At 29.6% G+C, this 19,689-nt stretch carries 18 protein-coding genes and 2 pseudogenes; 18 read left to right on the top strand and 2 right to left on the bottom strand.

Annotated features, from left to right (window positions below; translation table 11 throughout):
• Nucleotides 1-424 precede the first annotated feature (424 nt).
• The 18 genes from ACFOSE_RS09055 (at nt 425) to ACFOSE_RS08970 (ending at nt 18,278) form a co-directional block, all read left to right on the top strand.
• A complete protein-coding gene (locus ACFOSE_RS09055) occupies nt 425-1,054 on the top strand; it encodes a sigma-70 family RNA polymerase sigma factor (protein WP_380432622.1) in 630 nt (209 codons plus the stop codon).
• Between the two features lie 225 nt (nt 1,055-1,279).
• The gene (rplM, locus tag ACFOSE_RS09050) at nt 1,280-1,726 is read left to right on the top strand and encodes a 50S ribosomal protein L13 (protein ID WP_018030842.1); all 447 of its coding nucleotides are present in this window, start codon (nt 1,280-1,282) and stop codon (nt 1,724-1,726) included.
• Between the two features lie 22 nt (nt 1,727-1,748).
• Nucleotides 1,749-2,141: a 30S ribosomal protein S9 gene (rpsI, locus tag ACFOSE_RS09045; RefSeq protein ID WP_003090339.1), complete on the top strand. Its 393-nt coding sequence runs from the start codon at nt 1,749-1,751 to the stop codon at nt 2,139-2,141.
• A gap of 157 nt (nt 2,142-2,298) precedes the next feature.
• Nucleotides 2,299-3,261 carry a transposase gene (locus ACFOSE_RS09040; protein ID WP_380432621.1) on the top strand — a complete coding sequence of 321 codons (963 nt, stop codon included), beginning with the start codon at nt 2,299-2,301 and terminating at the stop codon, nt 3,259-3,261.
• A 939-nt stretch (nt 3,262-4,200) separates the two neighbouring features.
• On the top strand, nt 4,201-4,419 hold the full coding sequence (locus tag ACFOSE_RS09035) for a hypothetical protein (protein ID WP_380432620.1): 219 nt from the start codon (nt 4,201-4,203) through the stop codon (nt 4,417-4,419).
• Nucleotides 4,420-4,994: 575 nt separating this feature from the next.
• Nucleotides 4,995-5,729 (top strand): response regulator transcription factor, encoded by a 735-nt coding sequence (locus ACFOSE_RS09030; protein WP_380432617.1) that lies wholly within the window; start codon nt 4,995-4,997, stop codon nt 5,727-5,729.
• Between the two features lie 12 nt (nt 5,730-5,741).
• Nucleotides 5,742-7,070, top strand: coding sequence for a sensor histidine kinase (locus tag ACFOSE_RS09025; RefSeq protein ID WP_380432616.1), 1,329 nt, complete (start codon nt 5,742-5,744; stop codon nt 7,068-7,070).
• Between the two features lie 354 nt (nt 7,071-7,424).
• Nucleotides 7,425-7,595, top strand: coding sequence for a thiopeptide-type bacteriocin (locus tag ACFOSE_RS09020; protein WP_103344441.1), 171 nt, complete (start codon nt 7,425-7,427; stop codon nt 7,593-7,595).
• 70 nt (nt 7,596-7,665) lie between these two features.
• On the top strand, nt 7,666-8,601 hold the full coding sequence (locus tag ACFOSE_RS09015) for a hypothetical protein (protein WP_380432613.1): 936 nt from the start codon (nt 7,666-7,668) through the stop codon (nt 8,599-8,601).
• Complete coding sequence (locus ACFOSE_RS09010) at nt 8,579-9,226, top strand: hypothetical protein (protein WP_380432611.1); 648 nt, start codon at nt 8,579-8,581, stop codon at nt 9,224-9,226. The genes ACFOSE_RS09015 and ACFOSE_RS09010 overlap by 23 nt, the downstream gene beginning before the upstream one ends.
• Before the next feature lie 14 nt (nt 9,227-9,240).
• The gene (locus ACFOSE_RS09005; protein WP_380432609.1) at nt 9,241-10,914 is read left to right on the top strand and encodes a YcaO-like family protein; all 1,674 of its coding nucleotides are present in this window, start codon (nt 9,241-9,243) and stop codon (nt 10,912-10,914) included.
• Nucleotides 10,915-10,924: 10 nt separating this feature from the next.
• Nucleotides 10,925-11,770, top strand: a complete 846-nt coding sequence (locus ACFOSE_RS09000) for a thiopeptide-type bacteriocin biosynthesis protein (RefSeq protein ID WP_380432607.1) — start codon at nt 10,925-10,927, stop codon at nt 11,768-11,770.
• A complete protein-coding gene (locus ACFOSE_RS08995) occupies nt 11,757-12,575 on the top strand; it encodes a nitroreductase family protein (protein ID WP_380432605.1) in 819 nt (272 codons plus the stop codon). The genes ACFOSE_RS09000 and ACFOSE_RS08995 overlap by 14 nt, the downstream gene beginning before the upstream one ends.
• Entirely contained in the window at nt 12,576-13,319 is a 744-nt protein-coding gene (locus ACFOSE_RS08990; protein WP_380432604.1) for a hypothetical protein, read from the top strand.
• Nucleotides 13,320-13,338: 19 nt separating this feature from the next.
• Entirely contained in the window at nt 13,339-14,424 is a 1,086-nt protein-coding gene (locus tag ACFOSE_RS08985) for a M20/M25/M40 family metallo-hydrolase (protein WP_380432602.1), read from the top strand.
• Nucleotides 14,424-16,829: a lanthionine biosynthesis protein gene (locus ACFOSE_RS08980; RefSeq protein WP_380432600.1), complete on the top strand. Its 2,406-nt coding sequence runs from the start codon at nt 14,424-14,426 to the stop codon at nt 16,827-16,829. Before ACFOSE_RS08985 ends, ACFOSE_RS08980 begins: the two co-directional genes overlap by 1 nt.
• Nucleotides 16,830-16,885: 56 nt before the next feature.
• Nucleotides 16,886-17,566, top strand: coding sequence for an ATP-binding cassette domain-containing protein (locus ACFOSE_RS08975; protein WP_380432599.1), 681 nt, complete (start codon nt 16,886-16,888; stop codon nt 17,564-17,566).
• On the top strand, nt 17,559-18,278 hold the full coding sequence (locus tag ACFOSE_RS08970) for an ABC transporter (protein WP_380432597.1): 720 nt from the start codon (nt 17,559-17,561) through the stop codon (nt 18,276-18,278). Before ACFOSE_RS08975 ends, ACFOSE_RS08970 begins: the two co-directional genes overlap by 8 nt.
• 542 nt (nt 18,279-18,820) lie before the next feature.
• Here ACFOSE_RS08970 and ACFOSE_RS08965 read toward each other — a convergent pair.
• Nucleotides 18,821-19,095, bottom strand: a pseudogene (locus ACFOSE_RS08965) (site-specific integrase); the annotation flags it as partial.
• Between the two features lie 65 nt (nt 19,096-19,160).
• A pseudogene (locus ACFOSE_RS08960) lies at nt 19,161-19,544 on the bottom strand (DUF1275 family protein); the annotation flags it as partial.
• Nucleotides 19,545-19,689: the final 145 nt, after the last annotated feature.

The following is a 19,689-nucleotide window of genomic DNA, read 5'->3' as shown; positions in this document are numbered from 1 at the left end:
TTTGTCACTTACAGTATAGTCCTTTTGGGCTTTTTATTGTCGTTGAAAATCAACTAGCACCACGAGTAGTATCAAGTAAAATTAAATAGCCTGACCTCTATCGAATTTGGGGATTAGGTCACTTAACTATTTTTAATATTTTACTGTACACTTGACAGAAAGGGGACGTTTATTTCGTCTCAGCCTCTTCTTTTGCTTTCATAATAGGAATGTTTTAGAGCTTCCCTGTAAAAAATTCTGACTTCTAATTTTTGTAAAAACTTTTCGAATAAGAAGATATAAGCGATTTTGCTATATAAAAGATTCTAACTGAGACTATGAGGTTCTGTTTATTTTAGTTAGCCTTAAATATAGTGACATTCATGTCGTTTTCATTTTTTGATTTCTTTATTATAATGTATTTATTAGTTTAAAGGAGGACATAATGGATAAAGAAACTATTCGTGAAATTTTTGCAAAAAGTGCTCAGATTCCTTCAGATGATGAAATACTAATTGAGGAAGAAGTAAATGAATACGAGGTGCTTCTTGCGGGCTTATTATTTTTAGTGAAAGGATTGTTGGATATGGATGAAGATTCATTTGTTGAGGCTTATGGCTCGGTCAAGGGTATTGTTAGAAAGTTAGCTAGAGAATTTTACATCAAACTGTGGTCGGGCGATGATTGGCAGCAAGAAGCCCAGATTATTTTATACCAATTATTAGAGAAATTTCCAGAGTTAATGCACGATGAAGATAAATTAAGGGGCTATTTTAAAACGAAATTTCGAAGCTATGTCCTTGATAATTTGAGGAAACAAGAGAGCTATAAACGAGCTTTCGATAAGATGCTTTATGAAGAAATTTCTGAAATGGGTCACATGATTCCAGATCATAAAATGGATACAGCTGATTATTGTGCGTTAAAGGAAAAATTAGAAGAGCTTAAGAAAAAACTGTCTCCAGAAGATTATAAAAAACTTTTGCTCTTGATGAGAGGAGGAGCTTTCAAAGGTAAGCGAGCCTTCATAAAAGATATCAAGGTTGAATTTGATGATTGGAATAGCGATAAGTAGTTCTCTTAGAAACGATAGGGTTTACAGCTGTGTTTATGGATGAGCTAACTTGATATACTAAGAAAATTTATAATATCGGTCTTAAAGCCTTGACTTTGGGACTGTTTTTTTGATATGATAGTTGGCGGTATTGTTTACCCCATTTCAGAAGCCCCGGAAAGCTTTGGAAATAACTTGTGGACCGGAACATCCACCTTGTAAACAAAAACATACATAGGAGAAATCATGAATAAAACAACATACATGGCTAAGCCAGGTGAAGTTGAACGTAAATGGTACGTTGTTGATGCAACGGATGTGCCTCTTGGACGTCTTTCAGCAGTCGTTGCCAGCGTTCTTCGCGGTAAAAACAAACCAACATTTACACCGCACACTGACACAGGTGACTTCGTTATCGTTATCAATGCTGAAAAAGTTAAATTAACTGGTAAAAAAGCAACTGATAAAATCTACTACACTCACTCAATGTATCCAGGTGGATTAAAGCAAATCTCTGCTGGTGAATTGCGTTCTAAAAATGCTGTGCGTTTGATTGAAAAATCTGTTAAAGGTATGCTTCCACATAACACTCTTGGACGTGCACAAGGTATGAAATTGAAAGTCTTCGTTGGTTCTGAGCACACTCATGCAGCACAACAACCAGAAGTACTTGATATTACAGGACTTATCTAAGAGGAAAGGAGCGTAAAATATAATGGCACAAGCACAATATGCAGGAACTGGACGCCGTAAAAACGCTGTAGCACGCGTTCGCTTGGTACCAGGTACTGGTAAAATTACAGTAAACAAAAAAGATGTTGAAGAATACATTCCGCATGCTGACCTTCGCCTTGTTATCAACCAACCTTTTGCAGTAACATCTACTGAAGGCTCATACGACGTTTTCGTTAATGTTATCGGCGGCGGCTATGCCGGTCAATCAGGAGCAATCCGCCACGGAATCGCACGCGCACTTCTTGAAGTTGATCCAGACTTCCGCGACTCACTCAAGCGCGCTGGTCTTCTTACACGTGATGCACGTATGGTTGAACGTAAAAAACCAGGTCTTAAGAAAGCTCGTAAAGCTAGCCAGTTCTCAAAACGTTAATTATCAGCGATATATCAACGTTTCAAGACATTCCAGAGTCATCTCTTGAATGTCTTTTTTTGTTCAATTTTTAAAAGTTTCCCCGAGAATTTCCGAGCCCACTGAAAAAGTCATCGTATGATGGCTTTTTTTGCTATACTAAAGATGAGGTGATGATATGCTTGATAATCAGTTAACTTTAGATGTCAGTCCTTATTCTACTCTGTATGATATTGTTGTTCCTAAGACTCATTTTTTACGCCAGTTAACAGAGCTATGTGATTTTAGCTTTATTTATGATGAGCTAGAAAAGAATTATCGTCCTGACTTTGGACGTCGTGCCTACTCTCCTATCATGATGTTCAAGTATCTCCTATTAAAAGACATCTATCAGTTGTCCGATGTGGCTGTGGTGGAGCGCTCCTATTCTGATATGGCTTTCAAATACTTTCTTGGTTTAGCTCCAGAAGACCCTGTTATTGAACCGTCCTCATTGACTAAATTCCGCAAACTTCGGATCAAAGATGAACGGTTACTTGATTTGCTCATCACTAAATCCGTTCAGATTGCGCTAGAGCTCGGCCTGATTAGAAGTCATATTCTCATTGTGGATTCGACCCATACCAAAGCTCATTACAATCACAAGAACCCCCAGGAAGTCCTCCGAGAACGCTCAAAAGCCTTGCGTAAAACGATTTACCAGTATTCGGAAGATATCAAGACAGAATTTCCTAGTAGGCCTCAGGAAGATACTTTAGTAGCTGAATTAAGATATACACAAGAATTGATATCAGTCCTTGAAAAGCATGACGAATTGACTGGAATACCAGCTGTTTCAAAAGGCTTTCGCAGGAAGGAAGATGAGTTTTTCTATAACAAAGATGCCGGTCTCTTTGTTTGTCCTGAGGGGCATATGGCAATAAGGAAGGCAAAAACAGGACGAAAGACGGGAAAATGTAATTCTCAGGAAAACCACTATTTTAAAGAAACGGTGAAACATCGCTACAAGATAGAAGCCAAAAATGCGGAACTTAAAAACAGACATGGTCTTGATGAGGCTAGAGCATCAGGTCTTTTCACCATGGAGTTGCAAGCAGCCACAACCATATTTGTGGTGAATATGAAAAGGATTATGGCCTAATAAACCAAAAATAGGGAAAGCAAAGAGGAATCTATCCAAGCAGGAGATAGATTCCTCTTTTTTTATTTTTGTCGAACTGTAGAGCTTACTTTTTCAGTGGGCTCAGAATTTCCCTGACTCATTTTTCCTTTATGCTTGTTATAGGTTATTTTTTATAATAAAAATGTTTTTAGAGTAACATTGAATACGTTTTGGTATTATGATAAAATTTAAAAGAACCAACAAAAATACATGATTATTATAGTTTATTAGTTATGTACTTTTGCTAGTTATTTATTTAAAACTTTTTGCTACTGTGAACTTAGATTCTTCTACTGAATTTGAAGAAGGTGATACTATGCAAAGAAAAACTTTTATTGGCTGGGTATGCAGTGTTGGGTCGGCAGAATATAAAGTTATGTAATGTTTAAATAGAAATCAGTAATTTGAATACCGCTGAGGTTCGATTCCTCACCAATCCATGAGAGTGAATTAATCACTCTTTTTTATCCTTTTTTTGAAAGTTTATCTGAATCATTCTTAGCTAATTAAAAGCAATTTCTCCAGCGGTCACTTTAATTATATCTGGAAAGTTCACGTAAACTTGGGTAGTTTCTTTACAGAGTTGAAGGGTAAAAATAATTTTTAGTCTGAAACAGAAGCTAACATTTTCTCAGCAATTGTTTTGTTGCCAGCAATCGTATTACTATCAAAGATATTTGATCGGTATGATTCTTTTAAAAAAGTTGTAGAGGAACTAGCTGTATCAGCTGATGCATTAAAGTATAGGTTGATTGATTTATTCAGATTTCATATTAATATTGATTACGGTTCAATGGTTAATGCAGTTGTACGATATCAGGAAGGTATTTTTGATAACATTCTATATCTGTTTAATACTATCAACGAAAGTATTATTACGAGTATAAATGTGTGAAAATCAACATAAAGCAGATGATATTGAAGAAAGTAGCATCTGTAGGTTTTGTTACAAGTAACGAGTATGAGGAATTGCTGAACTGGAATTATTGCAAACAGCTTAAAGGCGAAGCAGATTATATTGATACTTGGATGGAGTACAATAGAGGAAATAGTCTAGGATTTGCTTGGAATAGTCAGCGATTTAGTAGAGAAGAAGCTGTACTGAAGGCTAAGCAGATTCTATGGTTGAACTATTAGAAATATAAAAAACTCCAATTATAAGATCATATCTTAATTAATGGAGTCAAATAATTTTTAAATTTAATATTACTTATAATTTTTAGTTGTAAAATCTAACCACTCGATTAGGTACTCGTTTATTTCTTCGGTTAATATGTGGGAATCTTTGGTTAAATCAATCACCCCATATAATTCTAAGTGGTTATAAAAGAGTTTTTCATATTGTATTTTCTTGGTAAGAAGAATAATTGATTTATAGTCAGAGGTGTTATAGTTCTTTATACTGTTTATTTTAGTATTAACAATATTTTGAGAGAAAATTATGATACAATATAAACTATTATTTGTATCTTTAAACACTTTAATAGCTTTTTTGTTAGGTAATATTTTATATTTTAATGAATGTTTTTTACATAATTTATTTATTTGAATTATTAATTTAATGATTTTTAGACAGAAAATATTTTTTGCCTCTCATTCTGTTATTTTATAATTATGATAAAAAAAATTGAAAATAAAATATCATTTTATCATAATCGGTCAGTATATTGTCATAATGTGAATACCTATTTATATAGTTGGAGGGAATAGAGATGCTTAACATTTATGTTTTAGAAGACGAACTACTACAACAGTCTCGCATAGAGACTATTATATATAAGGTAATAAAAGATGAAAATTTAAAAATTAATAAGTTTGAGATTTTTGGAAGGCCATCTCAATTATTGACAGAGATAACTGAGAGAGGATCTCACCAGTTATTTTTTTTAGATATTGAGATCAAAGATGAAGAAAAAAAAGGATTAGAGCTTGCTCATCAGATTAGAAAAATTGATCCCAATGCAACTATTGTATTCGTGACTACCCATTCTGAGTTTATGCCATTAACATTTAGATATAAAGTTAGTGCTTTGGATTTTATAGATAAGGCACTTGGTGATCTTCATTTTTATGAAAGAGTAAAATCAGCGATTAAATATACATTGGAAAAAAATGGGAGTGCTGTTGCTCGTGATTCTTTTAAATTTGAAACATCACTATCTCATGTCCAAGTTCCATTTAATAAAATTCTTTATTTTGAAACGTCATCTACAGTGCATAAAGTTATTATGCATACGGTAGATGAAAGATTAGAATTTTATGCTGGAATTTCTGAGATTGAAAAATCAGATAATAGATTATACAGATGTCATAAGTCGTTTGTTGTAAATCCTGAAAACATTAGTAAGATTGATAAGGAAAATAAACTTATTTTATTTGAAAATGGAGAAACTTGCTTAGTTTCTAAGAATAAATTAAAGAAACTCAAGGAAAGGTTAGATTTTTAAAAGGTCTCAATTTTGTATATCTATAATTTTCTATTTGAAGAATTAACGTTTCTTGTCCATATTATTGTTGTCTTGATGCTCTACCAACAAATTACAGGAACTAAAATGCGTTTTTATTTTTATTTCCTTTTGCCAGTTGCGTTTAGGCTATTATTTTATATTGTTCCCCCAATAGGCTACTTTTCTTCACTATTATTTTGGCTATTTTATTCATTATATAAAAATAAATTTGGAAATCGGATATTAGCTATATTTTATGGTTTGTACCCTATTGTTGTCGAGAGTCTATTCAGTCGGGTCATTACTTTTGATTTACTGCCTATGTTTGGTATATCAGTAGGCATCACAGACAAATATCCGGCACTATCCTTATTAATTGAACTATTAATATTTCCAACATTTTATTTTTTGACTAAAACTATCCAAATTGACTTTAAAAATTTACAAATTGGATTTTCTAAAAATCAATTAAAATATTATTTGTTAATATTTGATATTTCAATGTCAATTTATTTTGTATTGCTTCAAATCTTTGTGATCTTTAAAAGTGTCCTCCCTAACGCTCTTACTTTGAGAAGAAACTTAGTGGGTATATATGTGGTTTTCTTTTTGATTATGCTAATTTTTTTACACTCTAAATTTACAGATGAGATAGATAGAGAGTTGAAAGAGCAAAAAGATAATCAACTTCGGGACTTAGAGAAATATAGTAGGCATATTGAATCTTTATATGAGGAGATAAGGCTATTTAGACATGATTATATAAATATTATTACAAGTATAAAATCAGGTATCGAGTTAAATGATATGGCATCAATTCAGAATGTATATGATACAGTTTTATCAAAAACTGTAAAAGATTTTTCGGATAGAAAATACGATATTGCTAATCTTTCCAAAATTGAAAATATGGCTTTAAAAAGTGTCTTATCGGCAAAATTACTTGAAGCTTATAATAAGGGGGTTGAAATTGCTATAGAGGTAGATAGTAGACAAGACTTATATACATTTGAATTGCTAGATTTTATTACAATTATTTCAATTCTTTTAGATAATGCCATAGAAGCAACATTATTATCAAGAGATCCGAAAATTAACATTGCCATTTTTACTCATAATGATAGTTTTTATTTTATCGTTGAAAATAAAACAAAAGATGAGAGAGTAAATAAGAATAATATTTTTACAAATGGATTTTCAACAAAAGGTGAAAATCGAGGGATAGGCCTATATAAGGTGACACAAATTTTGGATAAGTATCCCAATGCTTCTATAAGAACTCAAAGTTCTTCATATATGTTTAAACAGACAATAGAAATACAAAAAAACCTACAGATTTAGTTATCTGCAGGTTTTTTTTGTATTTAGTAACTTCCAAAGAATTTCCACCAATGCATGAGATACACCTCTTTTTTATTTGATAAAAATATAATAACAATTTTTACGTAATATTAGATAATTTATCAAAATCAGTCACTTTTTTATCATAATCTGGATTTATAATAATATTTTCCCAGCATAATGATAGTTCTTGAACAAGTTGTGATAAAAATAAATATTATGGAGTGGATATTTTATAATTTATTTATCAGTTGGAGCTGATAAATAGAATAAAGGAGATGGTTAAAATGTATAGCTAAAGATTTGTTACAGAAAAAAAGTAAGAATAATATTTAGTGATTGAAAGGAAATAATATGAAACATTTAGACAAAGAACAAGCAGCAGCATTGGAAGAAATTTCACAACTAGATCTCTCAATTTTAGATTTGGACGAATCAGATTTGGTGTCGTCAGCAGCGGCAAGTAGCGGTAGCAGTTCATGTAAGGTGACAAGTACATGTGGCTCATCTTCATGTTGTGCATAACATAATCAAAGTAGAGGGAGGAATTATCTTACCCTTTATTTTGATTGTTGAATGAGTTGAAAGGAAAACAATGAAAAAATATAAAGTAATTTTTAATTCGAGTAAGGATATAAATAGTTTTCAAAAAAATTATTTCAATAATGCTATCAATAGGAATGTTTATTTACTGGAAAAAAATACATCAAACAATTTTTTATCATTTATAAGCGAAAATCCTGTAAATTTAATTGATATGTTTTCAGATGTTAATGTTGTTGAAATTTCATCTGAAAATTATAACTATAATATTGATTTTCCTTGGTGCAAAAACGAAAAATTATTATTAAATTTTTATTCAAAAATTTTCGATACAATTGCACAATTTATTCAAGAGTCAGAATATTGGAATCGTCCGACTGCTGAACAAATTTACCTTATTTGTCAGATTTTGAATACTGTTGCTTCTGTACATAAAGATGGGATAACACATGGGTATCTTTCTTTTTATTCTAATTATCTCTATTATTTGTCTCAATTAAAATCTATCGCAAGTAATGAACTATTTTTGAAAATACAGAATAGAATCACATACGTCAATAATTTAGATAAAATTTTTGTAAACAGTGAAGTGACAATCATTAAAAATCTCTATGATGTTTTGAAGGAAGAAATTAAGATATTATCTGAAAACCAACAAGAGTTAGATTTTAGTGTATTACCAAACCCTTATACATTTTTTAAAAATAGTTCAGTAAATCTTGAATATTCACAATTTCATCAAACAGTTTTTAGTAATAAACTATTACTTCATAGATACACTAAAGATTCTTTTTATTATTATCGAATAGTAATGGGAATTTTCTTTAAAATTCTACCGTTACTAGGGATTAGTATGAATAGACGAAACCGCATAATATTTTTATCAGTTGAGCAAATTGAAAAATATTTTGGAATAAATTGGGAAACACAAATTAACGAAAGCATTAGATGGGAGAGTGAAAAATATGTTAATGCAGAAAAAAGATAATAGATTGATGATATTAGATGGGGCTAAGATTGTTACTGTAAATAATGTAAACAATATTGAAAGGTTACCAAATAAAAAAATAGTAGCAATTAAGGAAAATAATAGTAAAAAATATGTTAATGTGAAAAAATTTAGTTGGAGTAACAACTTTCATAAATCTTATTCATTTCTCGAAAAAAAGGCATTAATCGAAAAATTGGAGCTTAATTTTGGTTCACTATTGAGTCTTAATAATGTTACGGATATGTCGACTGATCAATATCCTCTGTTTAATATTAATTATAAAAATATTGTATTAATGGATAAAAATTTGCAGAACATCTATATCAAATATTTTTTAAGATTGATATTACCATATGAAATATTAGATATTATTGTTGATGAAGAAGATTTTGGTAAATATAAACAATTTTTAAATAAAGATAATGCTGACAATTGTATTATCTTTAAACACAAGAATTGTACAAAAATATTTGATAATCTGGAGGAAAAAGAAGAGTATATTAAACAATTTAAACAAATTAAAGATCATCAAGATATAGAAATTGAAGGTATTACTTCAAAAGAAATCAAACTTGAGGAAATTGTACTATTTAATCAATATAGTTGCTTAATAATTAGATAAAAAGGTAATAAGTAATGAGATATAAAAATTATAATAAAGTATTAAATTGGCGAGAAATTACTGAATTGGTACAGCAAGAAACTCTTGCTCTCTCGGTTCCTAATGGTTTAATTGTGATTAAACAAAATGATAATCTATTTTCAGATATTAACTTTTTTATCCAAGTGTTGAAAAAATTGAAAGTTAATCATTGGTTTAAATTCTATTATGATGGCCAATATGATTATTTAGATACTTCAATTAATGATGATAAATATATTGATGAATCACAACTTGACAATGATGTTAGTCTATTTTCTGATGAGGGAGAAAAATTAGATGGCTTTAATTTTATTAAACAAGAATTCTTGAGCCCAAAAGATACAAATAATTTACTAGAGAAAATTAGCAAGGAAGTTAATACTATTAATTCTAGTGATAGTTTTAGGGTAAATAGGTTATCAGATATTGGAAAATCAGCACAAAAATTTTTATCCTATCATACTTTTGGAAGATATCACTTAGACCCGGCGGCAGCACCTTTTACAGGTGTAGCGTACGAATATAAAACACCAAGTTATAATCAATTTAATTATGGATATGGGAGGTCGTTTGATTTCTTAACCGCAAAGCATATTGCTAGTTTGGAAGCAGTAGAAAGATTTGCATCTGAGTTTTATAGTTACACTTTTGACAATAATACAAAATGTTTTAGCTATAATGAAATATCTAATAATTTTTCTACTTTACCATTAGATGAAATCGCATTAGAAGAGGGAACACAATTAACTAATGATTCAAAACTATATTGGACCTTAGCACAGGATATTCGAACTGGTAATGAAATTTATATTCCTGAAGATTTGGTATATTACGGTAACAATCCAAGCCGTGAAGGTTATATTAGAGATATGAATGATAGTTCTAACGGGGTAGCGCTTGGTTCAACTTATACTGAAGCGATAATTTGTGCATTATTAGAGTTAATTGAAAGGCACAGTTTCTTAATGACTTGGTATGGGAATGTGCCAGGAAAAAGAATAGAGAATTATGAAAATTATCTTTCTACTAAAGAAATGAGTGTTATTAAAAGAGTAGAGGAGAAGGGGGCAAGGATTAATTTATTTGAAATATCTGTATTTGAAGATGTGTATGTTGTTTGGGGGCTAATCACTAATAAGCAGAAGGGAGCTTCTATTTCAACTTATACTTCAGCAGGTGCAGGATTTAGTATTGATGAAGCAGTTAAAGCGGCACTGATGGAGGTATCTGTTGGTTATTTAGTGCAGGAGAATTACCATGAAGAAGCACCATCTATCCCAGAGAACATTTCTACGATAGATGATCATATTGATTATTATGCGAATCCACTAAATACATTTGAATTTGATTTTGTTAAGAAATTTGAAAAATTTACTGATAGAGAAAATAATTTATTGGCAAAATATCATAGTCAAGAAGAAATCTTGAATCATTTACTAAACATTACACTAAAAGATTATAAGCGAATTATTTTCGCTAATTTAACTTCAAAGGAAATGGCAGATAATAAATTGTTTGTAGTTAAAGCTATCATCCCAGAATTTTTACCAATGACTTTTGGAGAAGGTAATCTTAGAATTAGTCTTTCTAACATTAACAAATCACGTAAACTATTAAATTTAGATAGTATCTGTCAATTTAATCGACGTCCCCATCCATTCCCATAGGAGAGAAGCTATGAATACAAATTGGAAATCCTATCATATGTTTTTATGGGACTATTCAGTATTTGATTCAGTCATTATGTATATGTATAGTCTTTTGAATGATGAAGAAAAAGAAAAATTATTTTTTATTCGATACTGGGAAGGAGGTCCTCATCTGAGAGTTCGTGTTCAAGAAAGTGCATCTCAGAGAATTGAAGTTATTCTTAACATGGCGATTCAGCATACTATTAAACAGTATCCATATATAAGAAATATTGAGTTGAATAAAGAGAAGTACTATTTAGAGGCATTCACTGACGGGGAAAAAATTGATGTCAAACAAATGCCTTGGTATGCGAATATGTCAATAGAACAAATACCATATAATCCTGAACTAGATAGATATGGGGGAAAATACTTAATTGAATATAGTGAAAAGCTATTTTGTATTTCATCAAAATTAACAAATAAATTATTGAATTTAAAGCTATCATCTCTTAAAAAGATTATTATTTTTTATTATTGTATAACAGAAATTACAAAATCTAATCTACCAAGTGAAGAATTTATTGGAAAATTCTATTCATTAGGAGAACAATTTTGGCGTAATCTTGGAGTGAAACAGAGTCTTGATGAACGAGAAATGTTTAAAATTCATACGTTAGCAAGTAAGTTACACCTACAACCATTATTGGAAGAATTTATTGAGAAATTAGGTGATTTATACATCGTTATTTTCAATTCTAATCACGACTATGCTGACAGTGTGTTATTTTCACATCTTCATATGTTTGCTAATCGTCTAGGTATAAATATTTCAACGGAACTAGCATGTTATAGCTTCTTAGAAGGAAAAGTAAATTATGATTTTGAATGAAAAATATTATATAAATAAAAAACATGATTATAAATATCTAGTGAGACAAAACCTTAGAGATGCACAGAATTTTAGTGGATGGTTAATGAATTTTGCTCCTACTGGTAATTTAAATTTGAAGTTTGAAAAATCATTACCACAGGAAGATTCGACTAATTCGACAAAAAGCTTTTGGGATATTGATAGTTCAAGAATTGAAATTAAGGATAGTTTAACATTTTCGCTTGAAGCTCGAAGATCAACTCCAGTAGAACATTTAGATAGTGAGTGGTCAGAGGAGGAACTTTTATTTCTTATCAATAAAGCAATTAGTGATGGACGTAGAAATAAGGTCTATAAAGATGAATATATTCCACTAAGGAGTTATCCTTCAGGAGGAGCACAATATCCAATAAAGATATTTATTATTGTTAATAAGGATATGGGATATTTTAAAAAGAATCATGCCTATAAAATACATGCAGATTTAGGGATGATTAGTGAAATAGATCAAGTGAATTTTAAATTCGAGGAGATTTTTGCTATATCTCATTTTAATAAGGAAATTAGCGAAGAAACCAAAAAGCTTTCTTTTGCTGTGGTTTTAGATATGAATTTAAAACATAGTTTCAAGAAATATAAGTATTATTCTAGACAATTAGCGATGATTGAAGCTGGTCATATAGGTCAAAATCTTCAACTAGTTTCTACAGCAATGGGAAAAAAATCCCTACCTAATGGGGGAGTGCTGTCAGATATGACTAAGGAAGCAATTGGATTATCAGGCAGTCAAGATGATATTGTTATTTATGGGGTGGCATTTTAAATGGTTAAAGCAAAAAATAATCCTTTTTTTGAAGTATTAATTACTAGTGGTAATACTTTAATTATTAAAAATCGGTTGTTAGATAAAATTTTGTTTAAGTGTGTAATTACTAATGATTTTAATGAAGATAGTAAGAAGATTTTATTTAATAAACTAGAAATCTTATTTCACCAGAAACTAATTGTATCAGGCAATGAATATAAGTTTTTAAATCAATTAAAGAAAAATATTCTTGAAATCTCACAAACTGAAAGAGATGCAGTAGATTTTAATGTTCATCTATTTAAATGGTTACAAGATACACAGTTAGATAGAGTATCAATTTCAGGAAAAAATATACTCAAACAAACTGTAATAAAAAATAAACATGGTAATAAGGAAGCTATAGTTGTTTTAGACTCTATTAAAGAGGATGATTTAATAGAAATTGTAGACTATCTACATACTTATGACTATTTATATTTTGTACAGTCAGGTGTAATTAACTCCGTAGGACCGTTTATTAAGAAATCCCATCTTCTAGCATATAACTTAAAGGAGATTTTATTTAATACCGATATTGAAACAGTTTTTACTGAAAGTGCATTATTAAATATTAATAATTTTAGAGAGGAGTTGATTGTGGGAATGATTATTGAAAGAATGAGTAATTATTTATTATCATTATCTCCTTTACACAATAGAAAATTAATTTTAAATAAAGATAGTAATGTAGTCTTAAGTGAGGAGCTACCATTAGTATAGTATATGGAGTAGAGTAGTTATGGATTTGTACGAGTATGGTCAAAAAATATATGAATTGCTTCATCAGACACCTGAATTATCTTCTCAAGAAGTGAAAACAAGGGAGATAATTTCACGAATTGTCAATGATATTGGAGGATATGAGATCATATATGAAGGAAAAGAAGGATTAATTTATGGTAATGTATTGGAAGAAAATAATCGATGTAGAACTTACGATTTAGGTTTTAGAGCCGAACTAGATGCGTTATGCTTACCTAATGGGAATATTTTCCATGGTTGTGGCCATGATCTACACATGAGTTCTTTATTACAGTTTATGGCTTATTTAAGTAGGCGAGAGACCTCAAAAAGAATATTATTTATATATCAAAGTTCAGAAGAAATTGGAAATGGAGGATTAACACTAGTTAATATTTTAAAAAGAAAAAACATTTTAATTGATAAGATGTTTAGTTTACATAATGCTCCAGAAATTCCCGTTGAAAGTATAGCAATTAAATCTGGAGAGACTTTAACCAATAATGTCACTAATAAGTTAAGAATTAGTTTTTATGAGAAAGATAGAAATTCAGATAATATTCAAAAATTTCTATCAGTTTGGGATATCTTATATGCAAAGATAGTAGCTTTTAATAACAATAATAAAAATATTAATATGTCTATTGGTGAATTTACAGTAAATAGTCAAATTGGATCTCAGGCAACTAATTTAACTTTTAGTTTATCCTTAAGGTCTAATTTAAATGATATTTTTGCATTAGAAAAGTTATTTAAACAATTTTTAAATGAGTTAAATAGAGTTAATGTCGTTAAATCTATTGAAGTTCAAAATTTAAATTTCCATTGGCGCATACAAAATAGTCATAGTTTGTACCAAAAGTTAAAGAACAATTCTATGTTTTTGACTCTAGAGATCCCAGATGACTTTACTTCAGATGATTTTTGCTATTATGATCAAGTTTCGAATGATGTATTTTATTTGTTTTTAGGTAGCTATTTAAAATTTAAAACATCTCGAACTCATACAAGTGATTATAAGCCCAATTTAAAATTTATCAACTCTTCACTCAAGTTATACAAATACATATTGGAGGAATGCTGATGGAAATTTTTTACAGGAAAAATGATAAATCCACAAATGTTTTATTAGAGTATCTTTTTAATAATAATATTAATAGCTTGATTGAAGAATATAAAAGTAATCAGATTGCTCTTAATTTATTAAAAGAAAATCTACTTACTTTTATTGAAGATTATATTTCAAAAGAAGAGTTTCCCTATACTATTACAAAAGAATATTTAAAAATAAAGCGACAGTTAAAAAAAGGTAAAGAAATTAAAAAAATTCTTCCTATGAAAGGTAGTGCTTGTGAAGAGTATAACAATAGGTGGACAAAGAACAAATTATTAACTCAGGAAATAGAGACTAGCTTAGAACAGGAGTTTCATTCCCAAATTAAAATTTTACCCAAGTTAGTTGAAAATAAAGATTTTTTACTTTTTAGAAATGAGTATTTAATCAAGAAAATTAATGATATTAGAGATGATTCGCAGAAGAGACTTAAGAAAAAAGAGTGGATATCACTTTATCACTATTTGTCACAACTTACTTTAAAAACTGGAGGAGTTGGTACTGTCAGTAAAGTTGGGTGTTTTTCATATAATAGTGATCAAAGTATTCAACTGAGAAATCCAAAAAATAAAGTAGTTATCAGGATTCATAGTTATCTTGAAAATAGAATTTATTATGAGATTTTAAAACAAAATATAGAAAAATTCAAGTTTCGATTCTTGGTTAATCAAAACTATATTATATCAGAGGATACAGATTATTATATTTTTAAAGTATTACTTGATAATAATTTATCAAATATATTTAGGGGACAAGAACGTGAGTTAAAAATCAAGAAAATTTCCTCTATTGATACTCTATTAAAATATAAAATAGTTAGTTATCAGGAACTTAGTAGTTTATTTACTAAGTCAGAAGTTATCAAACTTCTAGATGGTGGAATATTACTTTATGAAGATATTTCTATTGGGGATAATTTTAAATGGATAGATTATATAGACTTTACTAATGATAGTCTCTTAAATAAATTATTATTAGTAAAGGATAATCTAGAGAGTTTGAATAAGAGATTCAATATCGATTCCTTTTTACAATGTTCAGAACAAATTAAATCATTATGCGATTTGCTTGAAATTGATACTTTAAATTTTCCTGTACTTACAATAGATACATATACTTCAAATTTAAAAATAGCGAAAAATCAAGCGGAGCTTCTTAATAATTTTCTTGAAAACAAGGAACAATTAAGTAAATTTTATTCTATCTTTGATGCTTCTAAAAAAGTAGAAGAATTAGCTTGGAAATTTATGGAAATTTATTATCCATCTGGTAAGGATTTTGCTGATTTCCAAGATTTAGATCAATTTTTATCACAAATGTCAGATTATATTTTTAAAAGTATTAATCTAGGCGAACTTCGCTCTGGATTCTTTAACTTAGATGAATACCCTCTTATTAATTATCTAATTAATAGTATTTGTGAAAGTAAAGAAGATGAGTATGTTATAAGTGAGAATATGATACAAATGATATTTGAAAAGGCACAAGAAATCAATTATAACTTGGAACATTCATATACATTTTTTACTCAACTTAGTCAGAAACAATTATTTATAAACCATGTGTATAAGGGATATGGTATCTTTACTAATCGTTATAAAGATAACTTTGAAGAAGGAATCTTTGAAGATGAATTTGGTTTTGATAAAATTTGTGATATACCATATGATTTTGGTTTTAATGCTAATAGTCGTCCAAATAAAGAGCCTTTTGATATTTATAATTTGAAAGCTCAGACTAACAATAGCTTTATAAATTACAGAGATATTAAGGTTGAAAGACATGAAGTTCAAAAACGTTTGAAATTTCTTAAAAAAGATGGAAGTGAATTTTACTATTCATTTCTTGGTAGTATGACACCTATGGTTCTTCCGAGGACGTTAGCAATGGTTAATAGTTTGTCATTGACTGGAGGGATGTACTTCGATATTGCAGACTTAGTGTTGAGAAAAAAATATGATGAAAGTCCTACGTTGAATGTATATACTGCACCTATGATATATTTTCGAGAAAAGAAAATTGTACTTGCAAGAGATAAAATTTTAGTTAGTACTGGTTACTTAAATAGTCTAATAAATCAAGCTCAAAATAAAACTGAATTAATTGTAAAATTAAATACTTTATTAGGTGGTAAAACTTTTTTTGTCAGAGAATTTTCTGTAGATTGTAATTTTAAAAACAAGTTTGAAAAGCCTATTTATATTAATTTATGTAGTTCAATAGGGATTGAAGCGTTGAAAAATTATATCAAAGATCTTGATTGGATTGTTTTTGAGGAACCAAATCCTAATTTCAATGAAGATTGCTTAACTGAATTTATTATTGAAAGTAATAATACCGTTTCTGATAAAGTAAGGTCCGATTCTGATAATTGATAAAATTTAATGTTGAATAATGTTATCTTATAGTCATCAAAACAAAGGAGATAGTCATGTTTTCATTGCATAATATTAAGAAAAAATTTGGATCAAAGAATGTTCTTAAGGATATCTCGTTTACTATTAAGGAAGGCGATAAGATAGCTTTACTTGGATGTAACGGGGCAGGGAAATCCACTTTATTTAAAATTATTGCTGGACAAGTAAAGAGCGATAGTGGACTGATAAAAACTCAATTGGATTTCAAGAATGATATTGGAATGATGCCTCAGGATGATCTTTTGATTAAAGATTTGACAGTAAAAGAACTAGTTTTGCTTAAAGCTTATATGAATAAACTAAAGGACTTTGAAGTTGAATCAATGCTTTCTAAGGTAAATCTATTGGATAAGAAAAAAGATATGGTAGGTGGTTTATCGGGAGGTCAACAGAGAAGATTGTCATTATTATTATCATTATTAAATAACCCTAGATTACTTTTTTTAGATGAACCCACAACTGGTATGGATTTGGCTTCTATAGATAATTTTTGGGAATTATTAAAAGATAGTAGTAGTACATCTGTAATTGTAACTCATGATTTCAATCAGATTGATCAGTTTTTTACAAGGGTGCTAATTTTAAAAAATGGATATATTTTAGCAGATGAATCTGTCGCTGAAATTCATAAGACAGGAAAAACAATTGAACAATATTATCGAGATTTAAACCATTTGGAGGAAAAACATGATTAGTCTTATTCAATTTAAACAAGTATTGAGAAATAAGCGTTTTATTCTTTTTACTTTATTTATTCCAGTTACCTGGTATATGATTTTGAGTAATCTGCAAGGGGATATAATGCCAAATATTTTTTTGAGTATTGCGGTATTTATCGGTGTTATTGGAAATAGTTTGGCAACATTTAGTAAAAGGATTTCTTCGGAAATAGAGTTTTATAAATTAGAATCAAGTTTTTCAAATTATAGCATAGTTAATTATCTTTTGAGTCAAAGTTTAGTTCAGGTCTTGTTAAACGGATTGATTTTTATGGTAGTAACTTTAGTTGCCACTATATTTTTTAGATTACCACTTAGTAATTTGTTAATCTATCAATTTGTTTTATTAATGCTTATGGGAATATACTTTAGTTTTATTGGCTTTGTAATTGGAGTTCGTGTTGATTCTAAAGTTATTGATACTATTAGCTTTCCCATTATTGTGCTTGCTTCAATTACCATTATTCCTTTTTCTCAGCTAGCTATCGAAAGTGATTTTGTAAATACAGTAAGTACAATTCAAAAAATATTTCCAGGATATTATTATAGTCAGATGGTTAATTCTTTGATGGCGTCAAAAGAAATTCAATTTACGGATGTATTACTGTTTTTACTCATGATTGTTATTAATCTACTTCCATTATATTTATTAATACCAGATAAAAAATCTCTGAAAATGTATAAATAAATTTTAGATAGGTCACATTTGTATTGCTAGTTGTAGATTGTTAATTTCTGAATTTGTCTTTAAAGTAACTTTTGGGAGATCGGTTTCATAATAATGGACAACTAACTTTCGAATAGTCTAATGTATGAGTTATACACTCGGTTGAAGGTGTTCAATAATGAGGATTGATAATTGGTAAATATCTTCTCTCAAATTCTTCTATTGCTTATTTTTTGAAGTCATATTTATACTCCTTTGTGATGTTTTCTTCCTATTAACTAGCACCACGGGTAGAACATATATGTTGCACTAAAAAAGTTCCCTGTTTTCTTCAAAGAAATTCTAACTTTTTGAAATTGAGTTAAAATAAAAAAGCGTAGAAGCTTGAAACGACAAACATTCAAAGTTCTTCCAATCCCTAGTCATAAAACCAGGTCTTAAGAAAGCTCGTAAAGCTAGCCAGTTTTCAAAACGTTAAGAATCGCTTTACAGCAACAATTACAGACACTCAATGTTTACCTTATTGGGTGTTTTTCATGCACTTTGTGAAAAACTCACCTTATTTATTTTGACTCTCTGTAAGCAGCCTCACCAGCACTAAGTGGAACAACATTTGAAGCATTGACACAGGGTTTTAGTTGTAAGACTATCGCTATGTGTAGTAAGGGCTTCTAGTAAGGTTCCAGCTTTTGCCCCCAGTATGGCGTAATTTATGTAGAGTGGCGTGTTTCAGCTCTTTATGACGGCGTTTGACAGACTTCATCTTGTTATTGAGGTAGTCAGCGTGTAGCGGACTATTAACATTACCTTTCATGTCATCAATATAAGTGGATGCAAATTATTCATCTAAATGATACTCATGTTACTTATAAAATTTATTAATTAATAATGTGATACAGCTATTCAACTTTTGCTTAAACCAGTTATTCTAGAACTATTGAAGCCATAATATATTATTAAAAATAGAATTGGTAGCGATACTAAAAGTAGAGCATAACGTGATATCATTTTTTGGAAATATTGTGAGATGAGAGCACCCATTATAAATGAGAAAACAACTTTTGTAAATAATAAGGCTAATCTTTTTTTATTATCATCTTTAGTAAGTATAAAATCTGACCAATATAACACCATTTTTTTAATATTCCCTGTTGTAAATGCATCGTTATAAGGTTGGCCATCAACTTTATCAAAGCAAGCAATGGTTAAAGCTAACCCAAAAGATAATGGAAATAGTGCAAGTGGGTCGCTAACTGTACCAATTAAAATGTAGCTGCATATAACCGATGATAAAAAGAGAAAAAGTAAGTAAAACTCGTGGTGCTAGTTGATTTTCAACGACAATAAAAAGCCCAAAAGGACTATACTGTAAGTGACAAAACAAACAGGAGGTAGTCCTAATGAGCCACTTACAGTATACCGCTAAATCCCA

Origin of the sequence: Streptococcus dentapri, assembly GCF_042649885.1 — a bacterium.
In the GTDB taxonomy this organism is placed as follows: domain Bacteria; phylum Bacillota; class Bacilli; order Lactobacillales; family Streptococcaceae; genus Streptococcus; species Streptococcus dentapri.
The sequence above is the reverse complement of the archived record's forward strand: the minus strand, read 5'-3'. Positions and strand labels throughout refer to the sequence as shown.